At 49.0% G+C, this 14,821-nt stretch carries 5 protein-coding genes; 1 reads left to right on the top strand and 4 read right to left on the bottom strand.

All coding sequences use genetic code 11. The features are described from left to right. Window positions 1–81: 81 nt before the first annotated feature. The 3 genes from ACO6VG_RS00610 to ACO6VG_RS00600 form a co-directional block, all read right to left on the bottom strand. On the bottom strand, window positions 82–3,117 hold the full coding sequence (locus ACO6VG_RS00610) for a hypothetical protein (RefSeq protein ID WP_422472231.1): 3,036 nt from the start codon (window positions 3,115–3,117) through the stop codon (window positions 82–84). Next, a complete protein-coding gene (locus ACO6VG_RS00605; RefSeq protein ID WP_422472229.1) occupies window positions 3,114–6,233 on the bottom strand; it encodes a hypothetical protein in 3,120 nt (1,039 codons plus the stop codon). The genes ACO6VG_RS00610 and ACO6VG_RS00605 overlap by 4 nt, the downstream gene beginning before the upstream one ends. A 116-nt stretch (window positions 6,234–6,349) precedes the next feature. After that, a complete protein-coding gene (locus ACO6VG_RS00600; protein ID WP_422472227.1) occupies window positions 6,350–9,433 on the bottom strand; it encodes a hypothetical protein in 3,084 nt (1,027 codons plus the stop codon). 294 nt (window positions 9,434–9,727) lie between these two features. Between ACO6VG_RS00600 and ACO6VG_RS00595 the strand changes: the two genes are divergently transcribed. Then, window positions 9,728–11,539, top strand: coding sequence for a hypothetical protein (locus tag ACO6VG_RS00595; protein WP_422472225.1), 1,812 nt, complete (start codon window positions 9,728–9,730; stop codon window positions 11,537–11,539). Window positions 11,540–11,648: 109 nt separating this feature from the next. Here the strand turns inward: ACO6VG_RS00595 and ACO6VG_RS00590 are convergent, their stop codons facing one another. Then, a complete protein-coding gene (locus ACO6VG_RS00590) occupies window positions 11,649–14,711 on the bottom strand; it encodes a hypothetical protein (protein ID WP_422472223.1) in 3,063 nt (1,020 codons plus the stop codon). Between the last annotated feature and the right edge of the window lie 110 nt (window positions 14,712–14,821).

Raw genomic sequence — 14,821 nt, 5'->3', positions numbered from 1 at the left:
CAATAATAGTTGTTATTCTCCAATTCCCTGAGGGTGGATACGTTCATCATTAGAGTGATTAACCTGGAAAAAGTTCCGGTCTTATTTCTTCTCTGGCACCAGCATTTTCCGTTCTTTCGGGAAGCCATCGTTGGTAAAGTAGGGGCGCTGCTCGCTGAGCACGGCAATACCACGCTTGCTCAGCACTTCCCGGGCTTCCTCCGAATCCAGCGTTTGCTGGGTCAAGGTGCCTGTATTCATCCGTATACCTTCGCTCTTCAGCCGCTGCACCTCTTGCGCTATTGCCTGTTGTGTTGCCGGGCTCAGCAGTGACGGGTCATGTTCGTACTGCATTTTTTCCAGCAGTGTCATTCCGGCCGGAATCGTCACCTGCCCAAGATCATACCAGCTGTTATGAATACCATAAGTGATCCCTTTGTTCTGATCCGCCTTGCAGGCCTGGTGGCTGGGGTCTGAACAGACAATAATACCGGCCAGCTGAGCTATTTTGCGCCGGACATTGTCGTCAATAAACTGGTTCATTCTCTGCACTGGCTCAGTTGTCCATTCAAAGTTTTCAGAGATCTTTGAGCCATTGTCGTTCAGACCGTAGACTTGGGTGTAGTTTTTTTTGCGCTCATCCAGAAGTTGTCCTGTTATTCGCGCCAGATCAGCCGCACCGTGCATGGCGGCTTCCAGGTGACGTTGGAATTCAGTTTTGTTACCAGACTCGGAGGTAAACTGACTGGTCAGCTGCAATGGTATGTCAAGACGTCTGGCGTCAAATCCCGGAGGTTGAGTCACCGTTAATCCGGGAAAATCAGCCCCAACCCCGCAACCACGAATAACGTCCATTCGATCCGCAAAGCGTAATATGCGCAGGTACCAGCGTAAAGGGTCAGGCAGGTTCTGCTGGTCTTTACCCTCAACATCGTTTTCCTTGCTGGTCATCACCTGTTCCATATCATCCAGCAACTGCACAGAATAGCGTCCGGTCAGGTCCCGCCTGAAATACTCAGCTGACTTTGATTCCTCAGCTGATTTGTCGACATCTTCGGCAGCCACATCATGGTAGATAATCGCCAGAGACAAGAGTTCTTTTTCATCCGGGCTCAGGGAGCACAGCTGAAATTTCTCCAGCAATTCCATATACCAGTGCCCATTATTCCTGGCCCGCAGGACATGACTGCAGCTGTGCTGCGGCTTCCATACTGCTGGCATTGTTGGTCTGACCAGGCACTGGATCACCCGTTCCGGTCCAGGACGGCGGTAATAGTGCTGCAATATCTTCAGGATGGTTTTTTCATTATCGCCGACATTATCTGGCAGGACCGGTGGTGTGCTGAAGGCGTCCACCACAAACTTTAATGCCGCTGGTGTCTGAGCTGCCAATGCTGTTGCCGATGCGCCAGAATCGTCCAGACCGAGCGATTGTCTGAGGTCCCTGATCTCCCGCTGAGCCTGCCGGACATGCTCTGGCCAATTCTGGTAGAAAGTATGTGTTTCCCGTTGCAGCCACAGGTTTTTGATCCATTGGATATAATCAGTCATGGAAAAGTTACCAATAACTTTCCTGTCGTCCGGGTAATACCATTTCAGAATGTCTTTAAGATCAAGCAGAATCTCTTCGTCCGGGCAAACGTCATAATGAAAAAGGGCCAGCAAGCGTGACTTGATCATGTCGAGCGATATAGAGTCGACAAACACATCAGATAATACCTCTTTCATACACTGCTTTAGTTGCCCTGGACTGTAACCCTGACAGATTCGGTCAAATTCAACGACGATTCCCGGGCAACCGGTTAAAGGTATTCTGCTGAGATGTTCCAGGGTCAGAAAATCAAATGGAGCAAAAGCAGCCACCAGATAATTCATTACGCCCACTGGCATTAACGGTTCTGAGCTATTGTTCATGTTGTCAATTTCGGAAGCAGCAGTTCCCAGCTTTGCCCCGCTCTGCAGAAGCAGGTGAACTAAGCGACAAGCTTCTTCCTCCTGTTTCCGGGTTTGCTCATGCTCTGGCTCACGGTTTCTGTCTATTTCGGAAAACAGCAACAGGTCAAGCAAAGAATCAACAAATCCTTCATGGAAAAAACGCTGGTGAATCGGCAAGCCACTTTGTTTTAATTCCAGAAGCTTTTCATAACTGTAATGACAGGGATCACTGACTAATTTGATGGCCTGTTGCAGTTTATGCCTTACATCCGATGAGACGGTTAACTCCGAACTCAGTGCTTTTGCTCGCAGCGACATTGGCAGCAGATTCAACATGTCTCTGAAATGGTCTGGGGCTAAGCCCTGTGAAAACGCAAAATCATTCAGAGCACGCTCATTCGTGTTCAGGTTTACACTGTTCAGCTCGTCATCAAAATAGACCTGTACAGAGCCTGTGCGGTGGCAATAAACGACCAGAGGCAAGTTTTTAATCTTCAATACCTTTTCACACTGAGACCTGTCCCTCAGGATGTCGGAAATATTTATCTGTGCATCGTTGTAAGCAAAGAAGCATTTGATGTCTTCTTTACCATATTTGCCAAGCACCAGTTCCGGGAAATCATCTGAGCGGGTAGTATCGTCGGGCTTCAATTTAGGTAAACTGAACGTCCCGTCCGCTCGCAGACACCCCGAGGTGAAACGAAGAGGATAAACTCTCCAGAAGATTTGATTGCCACGTTCAAGACACCTGTTAAGCAATGATTGCAGATGAGGCAGCAATTTCACTGACAGTGTTTCCGGAGTTAAGTCAGGCTCTAGCAGCAGTTTTCTGGTCCCTGCGTCACGTTTATAAACGTACAGGCATTGTGGATCAACAATGCCCACCATCCATTCACCATAATCTTCTGGCACGCGCCCGGTGGGCATCATCTCTCCCGGCAGGGCGAGGGTGAAGGGTCTTGGTGCCCCCTTACCCGAAAAGTAATCGTTTTCTTTGGTCAACTCAATTCGCCGGAACGCCAGACGCCCAGTCTCAGCGGCCTGCAGTAGCTTCTGTCGCTCAGACTCTCCGGGGTGAAGCAGCCTGCTGGTCGATTCGCAGACAGTCCATTGACCAGAGGCTGTTACCGACCGGGTGTCAAGCTTTGGTTGAGGGGGAGGGTAGAAGCTCGCAGAGGTTCCCGTTCCCTGGGCAACGTTCATGGTAATACTCCTGTATAACTTACTACCTGCTCACTTCCATATGGATCTACTTCCTCTGCTGGCGTACTCTGAGCATCAGGTACCGCCATCTTCTTTGGCACCAGCATTTCCCGTTTTCCCGGCAGGCCATCCCTGGTAAAGTAGGGACGCTGCTCGCTGACCACCGCAATACCTCGCTCCTTCAGCACTTTTCGGGCTTTCTCCGAAGTCAGCGTTTCCTGGGTCAAGGTGCCCGGATTCATCCGTATACCTTCGCTCTTCAGCCGCTGCACCTCTCGCTCTATTGCCTGTTGTGTTGCCGGGCTCAGCAGCGACGGGTCATGTTCGTACTGCATCTTTTCCAACAGCGTCATTTCGGCCGGAATCTTCACCTGCGCCAGATCATACCCGCTGTTATGAATGCCATAGGTGATCCCTTTATTCTGATCAGCCTTGCAGGCTTGGTGGCTGGGATCTGAACAGACGACAATTCCCGCCTCCTTAGCTATTTTGCGGCGAACGTTGTCGTCAATAAACTGGTCCATTCTCTGCACTGGCTCGGTTGTCCACTCAAAGTTTTCAGAGATCTTGGAGCCATTGCCAATCAGACCGTAGACTTTGGTGTAATCTTTGTTGCGCTGATCGTGAAGTCGCCCGGTTACCCGCGCCAGATCAGCCGCACCATGCATGGCGGCTTCCAGATGACGTTGGAATTCACTCTTGTTGTCAGGCCCGGAGGTAAAGTCTTCAGTCAGCTGCGTTGGTAAGTCAAGAAGTCCAGCGTTAAAACCCCGGGTTCGAGTCGCCGTTAATCCGGGAAAATCAGCCCCAACCCCGCAACCACGGATAACGTCCGTGCGATCCGCAAAGCGTAATATGCGCAGATACCAACGCACTGACACAGACAGGTTCTGCTGGTCTTTACCCTTAACATCGTTTTCCTTGTTGATCATTGCCTCTGCCATATCAGCCAGCAGGGGGGCAGGGTAGCGTCCGGTCAGGTCCCGTTTGAAATATTCTGCTGAACTTGTTTCCTCTTCTGTTTTGTCGACATCTTCGGCAGCCGCATCGTGGTAGATAATCGCCAGCGACAGGAGTTCTTTTTCTTCTTCGCTAAAGTAACGCTGCTGAAATTTGTTCAGCAATTCCATATACCAGTGCCCATTATTTCTGGCCCGCAGGACATGACTGCAGCTGTGCAGCGGTTTCCACACTGTTGGCATGGTTTTTCTGTGAAGGCTCTGGATTACCCGCTCCGGTCCCGGACGGCGGTAATAATGCTGCAATACCTTCAGGATGGTTTTTTCATTATCGCCGGTATGATCTGGCATGACCGGCGGCCTGTTGAAGGCGTCCACCATAAACCGCAATGCTTTTGATGTTATGGCTGCTGATGGGGTAGCCAGATTGTGAGAATTGCCCGGATCCAGAGATCGTTTCAGTTCCCGGATGTCCTGCTTAGCCTGCTGGACATGCTTTGACCAATTCTGGTAGAAAGGATGTGTTTCCCGATGCTTCCATAGTTCATCAACCCATTGGATATAATCTGCCACAGAAAAATCATCAATAACTTTCTTACCCTCTGGGTGAGACCATTCCAGACTTCCTTTGAGCCTGAGCAGAATTTTTTTGTCGGGGCAATCACCGTAACGAAAGAGGGCCAGTAAGCGTTGCCTGAGCATGTCGAGGTGTGGGTATGAACCCACATCAGATATAACCTCTTTCATATATTGCTTTAGTTGCTCTTGACCGAGACCCTTACAGATTCGGTCAAATTCAATAACACTCCCCGGGCAACCGGTTAAAGGTATTCTGCTGAGATGCTTCAGGGTCAGAAAATCAAATGGAGCAAAGGCAGCCACCAAATAATTTATGACACCCGTCGGCATTACCGGTTGTAAGGCACTTTCCATAGAGGCAATGTGTTGAATAACAGTTCTTTCCAGCCCTGCACCACTTTGCAGAAGCAGCTTGAGTAAGCGACACGCTTCTTTTTCCTGCTCCCCGGTTTGCTCGTGCTCTGGCTCAGAGTTTCTGCACGCTTCGGAAAGCAGCAACATGTCCAGCAAAGATCGAACACTTCCGTGATGAATAAAACTCTGGTGAATTGGCAAGCCACTTTGTTTTAATTTCAGAAGTTTCTCGTAACTGTAAAAACGGGGATTCCTCACCAGCTTGATGGCCTGTTGCAATTTACCCATAACCTTCGTTGAGTCGGTTAATTTTGAACTCAGCGCCACTGCACGCGAAGACATTGGTAGCAGGTTTAACAGGGCTCTGAAATGTTCTGGGGCCAGGCACAGTGAAAACGCAAAATCATTCAGAGAGTGCTCATTTCTGGCCAGGCGTTTACTGTCCAGCTCATCATCAAAATAGACCTGTACAGAACCAGTGCGGTGGCAATAAACAACCAGGGGCAGGGGGTCAAGCTGAAATTCCTTTTCACATTGATGCTTGTCCAGCAGGATATCGGCAATATTTATCTGAGCATCGTTGTATACACAAAAGCATTTGATGTCTTCTTTGCCATATTTGGTGAGCACCAGTTCCGGGTAATCAGCTGAGAAGGTGCCATCGCCGAGTTTCAATTTTGGTAAACTGAACGTTCCGTCCGCTTGCAGATGTCCCGAGGTGAAACGAGGATAAACTCCCCAGACAATCTTATCAGCACGCTCAAGAAGTCTATCGTGCAATGATTGCAGATCAGGCAGTTGCTTTACACCCAGTTGATTTGGGCCAGTGCCCCACGCCAGTTGCTGGGTGTTAGCATCACGTTTGTAGATATGCAGGCATTGAGGATTAACAATGCCTACCATCCATCTACCGCATCTTTCTGATACGGTCCCAGTGGGCGCCATCTTCCCCGGCAGGGCGAGGGTGAAGGGCCTTGGTGCCCCCTTACCTGAAAAGTTATTTTTTTCTTCAGTCAATTCAATTCGGCGAAACGCCAGGCGTCCACTCTCAGCAGCGTGAAGTAGCTCTTGTCGAGCAGACTCCCGGCGATCATTGGGTAGCAGCTTGCTGGTCGATTTGCGCAATGCCCATCGGCCTGAGGCTTTTACCGACGGGGTGTCAAACTTTGATTGAGAGGGAGGGTATGGGCTCGCAGAGGTCCCCGTTCCCTGGGCAACATCCATGGTAATACTCCTGCAAAAACAAATTACCTACCCACTTCCATATGGGGGTTTACAGTAATTTAGAGTCACTGGCTGGCGAAAAGTTCCATGTTCATAGTGGCATTATCACAGAAAGATCAAAGGATTTTATCGTTCTTTTCCTGCTGAGGATCAAGCTTCACTATTTTCTTTGGCACCAGCATTTCCCATTCTTTCCGGAAGCCATCGTTGTTAAGGTAGGGACGCTTCTCGCTGATCACGGCAATACCTCGCTGTTTCAGTACTCCTCGGGCTCCCTCCGAATGTAGTGTTTTCTGCGTCAAGGTGCCCGTATTCATCCGTATACCTTCGCTCTTCAGTCGCTGCACTTCTTGCTCTATTGCCTGTTGTGTGGCCGGACTCAGCAGCGACGGGTCATGTTCGTACTGCATCTTTTCCAGCAGTGTCATTCCGGCCGGAATCGCTACCTGCTGGAGATCATACCAGCTGTTATGAATACCATAAGTGATCCCATTGTTTTGATCCGCCTTGCAGGTTCGGTGTTTGCCGTCTGAACAGACAATAATTCCGGCCTCCTGAGCGATTTTGCGCCGAACATTGTCGTCAATATACCGGTTCATTCTCTGCACTGGCTCAGTTGTCCATTCAAAGTTTTCAGAGATCTCTGAACCATTGCCAATCAGACCGTAGACGTGGGAGTAGTTTTTTTTGCGCTGATCTCGCAGTGGTCCGGTTACCTGCGCCAGATCAGCCGCACCGTGCATGGCGGCTTCCAGATGCCGTTGGAATTCAGTTTTGTTGTCAGTGTCGGAGGTAAACTGTTCGGTCAGCTGCGATGGTATGTCAAGACGTCTGGCGTCAAATCCCAAAGGTCGAGCCACCGTTAATCCGGGAAAATCAGTCCCAACCCCGCAACCACGGATAACGTCCATTCGATCCGCAAAGCGTAATATGCGCAGATACCAGCGCACGGACTCAGACAGGTTTTGCTGATCGCCGCCCATGACATCGTTTTCCTTGCTGGTCATCGCCAGTGCCATATCCTTCAGTAGCTGTTCAGGGTAGTGCCCTGTCAGGTCCCGTTTGAAGTAATCAGCTGACGCTGATTCTTCCATTGATTTGTCAACATCTTCGGCAGCCGCGTCATGGTAGATAATGGCCAGAGACAGGAGTTCTTTTTCATCCGGTTTCAGGGAACACTGCTGAAATTTCTCCAGCAATTCCATATACCAGTGCCCATTATTCCTGGCTCTCAGGACATGACTGCAACTGTGCAGTGGTTTCCACACTGCTGGCATGAACTTTGTGAGGCTCTTGATGACTCGTTCCGGTCCTGGTCGGCGGTAATAATGCTGCAATACTTTCACGATGGTTGCTTCATTATCGCCGACATTTTCAGGCAGGACCGGCGCTTTGCTGAAGGCGTCCACCACAAACTGTAATGCCTTGCTTCTCTCGGTTGCCAATACTGTTGCCTGGTTGTGAGAAGCGTCCGGAGCGAGTGATTGCTTCAGATTCCTGATCTCCTCCTGAGCCTGCCGGACACGCTTTGGCCAATTCCGGTAGAGAGGATAGGTTTCCCGTTGCTCCCACAGATTTTCAATCCATTCGATGTAATCAGCCATGGAAAAATCACCAATAACCTTCTTGTCTTTAGGGTAAAGCCACTCCATATCGTCTTTAAGATCATTCAGAAAGTCTTGGTCCGGGATAGCCTTATAATGAAACAAGGCCAATAAGTGGGACTGAATATCTTCGAGGGTTGGAGCCAGCCTGGTTGTCACATAAAGTGATGCCCTGTTCAAACAGGCCTGATTTTGCAGTTGACTGTTGCCCCGACAGATTCGGTCAAATTCAACGATGCTCCCCGAGCAACTGATTAAAGGTAATCGACAGAGATGTTGCAGGTTCAGGAAGTCAAATGGAGCATAAGCAGCCACCAGACAATTGAATATGCCCACTGGCATTGCAGATTCATTCCTGGATGCCATATCGCTGATGAGTTCCAGACCAAATTCAGTCAGCCTTGTCCCGCTCTGCAAGAGCAGCTGAAAACATCGGTAAGCTTCTTCCTCCTGCTGCTTCCTGATTTGCTGTTCCTGAACATCATTGTGTCTGAATATTTCGCTGTGCATGAGAAAATCAAGCAAAGATCTAATACCCGCGATGTGAAAAAAAGGCTGCTCAACCGGCAATCCATTACGTTTTAATTCCAGAAGCCGCTCGTAACTGTAACAATAGGGATTACTCAGCAGCTTGATGGCTTCTTGCAGATTGTGGACAAGATCCGGTGGGATGTTTAATTCTGAACTCAGTGCCTCCGCCCGCAAAGACATTGGCAGCAGATTTAACACGGCTCTGAAATTTTCTGAGGCTACGCCCCTTAAAAACGCAAAATCATTCAGAGAATGCTCATTTCTGGCCAGGTGTTTACTGTCCAGCTCATCGTCAAAATAGACCTCAACAGAACCTGTGTGGTGGCAATAAACGACCAGTGGCAAGGATTTAAGCTGCAATTCCTCTTCAAACTCACGCTTCTCCAGCAGGATATCGGATATATTCATCTCTGCATCCTTGTAAACACACAAGCATTTGATGTCTTCTTTAGCGTATTTGGCGAGCACCAGTTCTGGGTAATCCAGTGAGAAAATCTTTTCGCGGGGTTTCAATTTTGGCAAACTGAACGTCCCATCCGCTTGCAGGTGCCCCGAGGTGAAACGAGGATAAACTCTCCAGATGACTTGATCGCTAAACTCAAGACGTCTACTAAGCACAGATTGCAGGTTAGGCAGCAGTTTTACTTGCAGTGAATCCGGACTGAAACCATGCTTCTCCTTCAGCCTTTCAGTCCCTGCATCACGTTTATAGACGTACAGGCATTTTGGATCAACAATGCCCACCATCCAGTGACTAAAGCCTCTCGATATGCGCCTGGTAGGCATCATCCGCCCCGGCAGGGCGAGGGTGAAGGGTCTTGGTACTCCCTTACCCGAAAAGTAATCTATTTCATCCGTCAATTTAATGCGCCGTAATGCCAGGCACCCACTCTCAGCAGCTCGCAGTAGCTTTTGTCGTTCGCACTCCCTGGGATGATGCGGTAGCCGTTTGCCAGTCGCTTCGCAAACTGTCCATTGGCGAGAGGTTGTTACCGACCGGGTGTCAAAGTTTGATTCGGGTTGAGGTGCTGGGCACGGGGTCGCTGAGGTTTGGGCGACATCCATGGTAGTACTCCTTTAAAACTTATTATTTACCTGCTTTCGATTGGGGATTCTGTCGTCGTTAGAGTAACTGGCCGGTAAAAAGTTCCATTTCATACCAGTCGTGCTTTCTAACTCCCTATTGCGCTGAAGATTTGAGCCTTAATCCTGCCTTGGCGATCCTGCATTTTCATAGCGAGAACAAGGGAAATCCACTTTCAGGTGTCCGCCCTGTGCCCGGGCACTGATAGTTAAGCACTGCTGCAAACCGTGGACTATCTTATCTGGGCATTCATAAACCGGAGAAGGTGGGTATTTATGAATCACTCCATTTCCCGATCCCCTGAGACAGCAAAGCGAATGACATTTTTTTATCGTGGCAAGGTTAAACACTGGATTGTCACAGCCCTTAACCTCACCGCTATAGCTTGCCCCTGTTCTAAACTGCTGGCAAAAAACCCTTTACCAACGCCAGTTGTGGAGGTGCTTGCCGGAGATAAAACAACAAAAGAGACTAACTTCCTGGACGACTTGATTAACCATAATGCTTTCATGGGGTTAACTGCTCCTTTTGCTCTCGACCCAAATGCAACCCATCTTATTTTCGCCATGAACCATAACAATGAGCAGGGCGAAAAAAAGAGTGAGCATTCAGAAGAACCAGAGGGAGCCGGGGCACAACAGCTGCAGCCTTTAATGACCATTCCGCTCCCGCCAATGTCCCATGCACAAATTACTGCCATTATCCAGGGGCTGGATACCGGCCTTTACCAAGACACCCTGAACACTCTGTTGGCCTGGCTCCCGGAAGCCTCCGACAGTGGCAACCTGACCATTGCAGACATGATTGAGCAAGTGAAGCAAACACTCAACATTGAGCCTGACCCAGACCAGGAAAAGATGATGGAAGTTCTGTCTTCTATCCAGGGTACTGAATCGCCTGTCGATTTGACCAAACCAGAAGATCGGGAGAGCCTGGCAAGGTTACTGGTGAGTTACTATGCGGCCATCCATTCAAGAGGAGCATCCCAGGAGGCTTATGATTTTTTTGACTCATTCCTGCTGTATGCCACTGGCTTGTCGGGTATCGAGAGGCTCGAGGCCAGAAAAGGAGAGCTGTTAGGTACAAAAGAACCCATAGAAAGTCACTTAATAATGGGAAATGTTAAAGAATCTGCATCCGTCTTCTCTGGACTGAAGTTGTTGCAAAAAATGCGCCTCAGGCTTTTGCGACGACTGTGGGCCCCCTCAGAATCCATAAATCTCTTTAGATATTTGCAACGTCTGGAGATCCCCATGGAAACTGAAGAGCTCCTTGAGCATTTGCAACGAATCGCAACCCCCTCAGAAAGAACACTCAGTCTTTTCCGGCGAATATTGAACCCCTCAGGAATTCTAAAATTCGAGGAACCCCCAGATCCAACGCTAGAATACGCATCCTCTCTGCTCAACCGTTGCCTTGATATGTACGAAATACCGTTTTACGAGCGTACTATAAGTTCAACTGAACGAACGTTAGAAGTGATAAAAGAACAGGCTGAAAAAAGACCTGTAATCATTGCCTCGAATAATCAGTTCACCACTTTGATGAATGCCATAGGCCTGATTCTTGACCCATTCAAGATACAAGACGCTGACGAACTTATAGACAACATGTCGAGCTATTTCAGCCAATCAAATTGGGATCAAACCATTACTGACTCTGAAGGCAAAGAACAGAAATTATTTGATGTATTCAAAAAGCTAATCACTGATGCAAAGGAAAACCCGGGAAATGAAAACCCTGAATTATTTCAAGAATTGCTTCTGGCCATAGAAAAATACCTATCGCAACATTTAGAAAAAATGTTTATGCATGAAGTTGATCGCCAAGTCATATTTTCAAACCTTGTCCATGGATTTTCTGACCTGCGGAGACAATCGTGGGCTCTGTTGGAAATGCTTAAGCCAGCTATTGACACTCATACCAGAGAACAGGCTGATGAAGCCCAACATGACAAGGCAGCAAAGGCGCAGAAAAGAAAAGAACTCAGCAACGAAGAGAAGAAGAGAAAATACCTGAGAGAAAGGATAGAATACCTGGACGATTTCTACTTTCGGTTCGGCTGTAAATATGGTAACTGGGCGTGACCGGCCCTTAACCTTCTTCCAGACCGGCTGCCAGCAGCAGACTTCCCGGCATGCTGCTGGCACTTAAGACTGTCCTGCACGGCAACTGCGCATCCATGCAGTCGTACTCTCAATCAAGCTTTGCCTTCTTCTCTGGCACCAGCATTTCCCATTCTTTCGGGAGTTCGTCATAGGTAAAGTAGGGGCGTTTCTCGCTGACCACGGCAATACCTCGCTGTTTCAGTACTCCCCGGGCTTCCTCCGAAAGCAGTGTTGCCTGCGTCAAGGTGCCCAGGTTCATCTGTATACCTTCGCCACTCAGCCGTTGTACCTCTTGCTCTATTGCCTGTTGTGTTGCCGGGCTCAGCAGCGACGGGTCATGTTCGTACTGCATCTTTTCCAGCAGCGTCATTCCGGCCGGAATCGCCACCTGCCTCAGGTCATACCAGCTGTTATGAATGCCATAAGTGATCCCTTTACTTTGATCAGCCTTGCAGGCCTGGTGGCCTGGGTCTGAACAGACAATGATTCCGGCCTCCTGAGCGATTTTGCGCCGGACATTGTCATCAATAAACTGGTTCATTCTCTGCACTGGCTCAGTGGTCCATTCAAAGTTTTCAGAGATCTTTGAACCATTGCCAATCAGACCGTAAACTTCGGTGTAGTTTTTTTTGCGCCAATCCCGGAGTAGTCCGGTTACCCGGGCCAGATCGGCTGCACCGTGCATAGCGGCTTCCAGATGCCGTTGGAATTCAGTTTTGTTGTCAGTATCGGAGGCAAACTGTTCGGTCAGCTGCGATGGTATGTCAAGGAGTCTGGCGTCAAATCCCGAAGGTCGAGCCACTGTTAATCCGGGAAAATCAGCCCCAACCCGGCAACCACGGATAACGTCCATTCGATCCGCAAAACGTAGTATGCGCAGATACCAGCGCACGGACTCAGACAGGTTCTGCTGATCGCCGCCCATGACATCGTTTTCCTTGCTGGTCATCGCCAGTGCCATATCCTTCAGTAGCTGTTCAGGGTAGTGTCCTGTCAGGTCCCGTTTGAAATACTCAGCTGACGTTGATTCTTCCACTGATTTGTCAACATCTTCGGCAGCCGCGTCATGGTAGATAATGGCCAGAGACAGGAGTTCTTTTTCATCCGGTTTCAGGGAACATTGCTGAAATTTCTCCAGCAGTTCCATATACCAGTGCCCATTATTTCTGGCCCGCAGGACATGACTGCAACTGTGCTCTGGTTTCCACATGGTTGGCATGGTCTGACTGCCAAGGCTCTTGATGACTCGTTGTGGTCCGGGACGGCGGTAATAATGTTGCAATACTTTCAGGATGGTTGTTTCATTATCGCCGACATTGTCAGGCAGGACTGGTGGTTTGCTGAAGGCGTCCACCACAAACTGTAATGCCTTTGGTGTTTCGGTTGTCAATGGTGTTGCCTGGTTGTGAGAAGCGTCCAGACCCAGTGATTGTTTCAGATTGCTGATGTCCTCCTGAGCTTGCAGGACACGCTTTGGCCAATTCTGATACAAAGGATAGGTTTCCCGTTGCTTCCACAGATTTTCAAGCCATTCGATGTAATCAGCCACGGACAAATCAGCAATAGTCTCATTGCCGTCAAAGCAGTAACGCTCCAGATCCTCTGCAAGATCATTCAGAAAGTCTTCGTCCGGGATAGCCTCATAACGAAACAAGGCCAATAAGTGGGACTGAATATGTTCGAGGGTCAGACCCAGCCTGGTTTTTGTATAGAGTGATACCTCTTTCAAACAAGCCTGATTTTGCAGTTGACTGTTGCCCCGACAGATTCGGTCAAATTCAACGATGCTCCCCGGGCAACCGATTAAAGGTAACTGACTGAGATGTTCCAGGTTCAGGAAGTCAAATGGAGCATAAGCAGCCACCAGACAATTGAATAGGCCCGCTGGCATTGCAGGTTCATTCTTATATTCCATGCAGCTGATGAGCTCCACACCAAATTCAGTCAGCCTTGTCCCGCTCTGCAAAAGCAGCTGAAATAACCGGTAAGCTTCTTTCTCCTGCTGCTCCCTGATTTGCTGTTCCTGAAGCTTATTGTGTCTGAATATTTCACTATGCAGGAGAAGATCAAGCAAAGATCTGACTCCCGCCGTACCGAAAAAAAAGGTGGACTTAAGAGGCAGACCACTAAGGTTCAATGCCAGAAGCTGCTGGTAACTGTAACAAGAGGGATTAATCACCAGCTTGATTGCTTCTTCCAATTTGTGCACAAGATTCGGAGGAATGGTTAATTCTGATGAACTCAGTGCTTTCGCTCGCAAGGGCATTGGCAGCAGATTTAACAGGGCTCTGAAATGTTTTAAGGTCAAGCCTTGAGAAAACGCAAAATCATTCAGAGAATGCTCATTCCTGGCCAAGTGTTCACTGTGCAGCTCATCGTCAAAATAGACCTGAACAGAACCCGTGCGGTGGCAATAAACGACCAGTGGCAAGGATCCAAGCTGAAACTCCTTCTCACACTCACGCTTGTCCAGCAGGATATCGGATATATTCATCTCTGCATCCTTGTAAACGCAAATGCATTGGATGTCTTCCTTCCTGTAGTGAGCGAGCACCAGTTCCGGGAAATCCTCTATGTGGGTACATTGACCAGATTTCAACTTTGGCAAACTGAACGTCCCATTCGCTTGCAGATGCCCCGAGGTGAAACGAGGATAAACTCGCCAGATGACCTGATCGCCATGCTCAAGACGTCTATCGAGCACAGATTGTAGATGAGGCAGTAGTTTTACTCTCAGTTGATCCGGAGTTAAGTCAGGCTCTACCATCAGCTTCCTGGTCATCGCGTTACGTTTATAAGCATACAGGCATTGTGGATCAACAATGCCTACCATCCATTTACCAAACCCTACCCCCACGCGATCGTTAGGCATCATCCTCCCCGGAAGGGCGAGGGTGAAGGGTCTTGGTGCTCCCTTGCCAGAAAAGTATTTTCTCTCTCTGGACAAATCAATGCGCCTGAGCGCCAGACGTCCACTCTTGGCAGCCTGCAGTAGCTTGTGCCGTTCACACTCTCTGGGATGATGCAGCAGCCGTTTGCCAGTCGGTTCGCAGACTGTCCATTGGCCAGAGGCTGTTACCGACCGGGTGTCAAAGTTTGATTCGGGTTGAGATGGTGGGCACGGGCTCGCAGCGGTCTGGGCAACATCCATGCTAATACTCCTGTATAACTTATTGTTTACCTGCTCTCGTTTGCAGAGATTCTGAAGTCCTTAGAGTAACTGGCTGCTGTAAAGTTCCATCTCAGCTAATTTTTAAGGCA

The organism is Endozoicomonas sp. ALB032, from assembly GCF_049310125.1.
Lineage (GTDB): Bacteria > Pseudomonadota > Gammaproteobacteria > Pseudomonadales > Endozoicomonadaceae > Endozoicomonas_A.
The sequence above is the reverse complement of the archived record's forward strand: the minus strand, read 5'-3'. Positions and strand labels throughout refer to the sequence as shown.

Excerpts from the sequence above, each read along its gene's own strand:
- ACO6VG_RS00610 (WP_422472231.1), bottom strand. The coding sequence starts at position 3,117 with ATGAACGTTGCCCAGGGAACGGGAACCTCTGCGAGCTTCTACCCTCCC.
- ACO6VG_RS00605 (WP_422472229.1), bottom strand. The coding sequence starts at position 6,233 with ATGGATGTTGCCCAGGGAACGGGGACCTCTGCGAGCCCATACCCTCCC.
- ACO6VG_RS00600 (WP_422472227.1), bottom strand. The coding sequence starts at position 9,433 with ATGGATGTCGCCCAAACCTCAGCGACCCCGTGCCCAGCACCTCAACCC.
- ACO6VG_RS00595 (WP_422472225.1), top strand. The coding sequence starts at position 9,728 with ATGAATCACTCCATTTCCCGATCCCCTGAGACAGCAAAGCGAATGACA.
- ACO6VG_RS00590 (WP_422472223.1), bottom strand. The coding sequence starts at position 14,711 with ATGGATGTTGCCCAGACCGCTGCGAGCCCGTGCCCACCATCTCAACCC.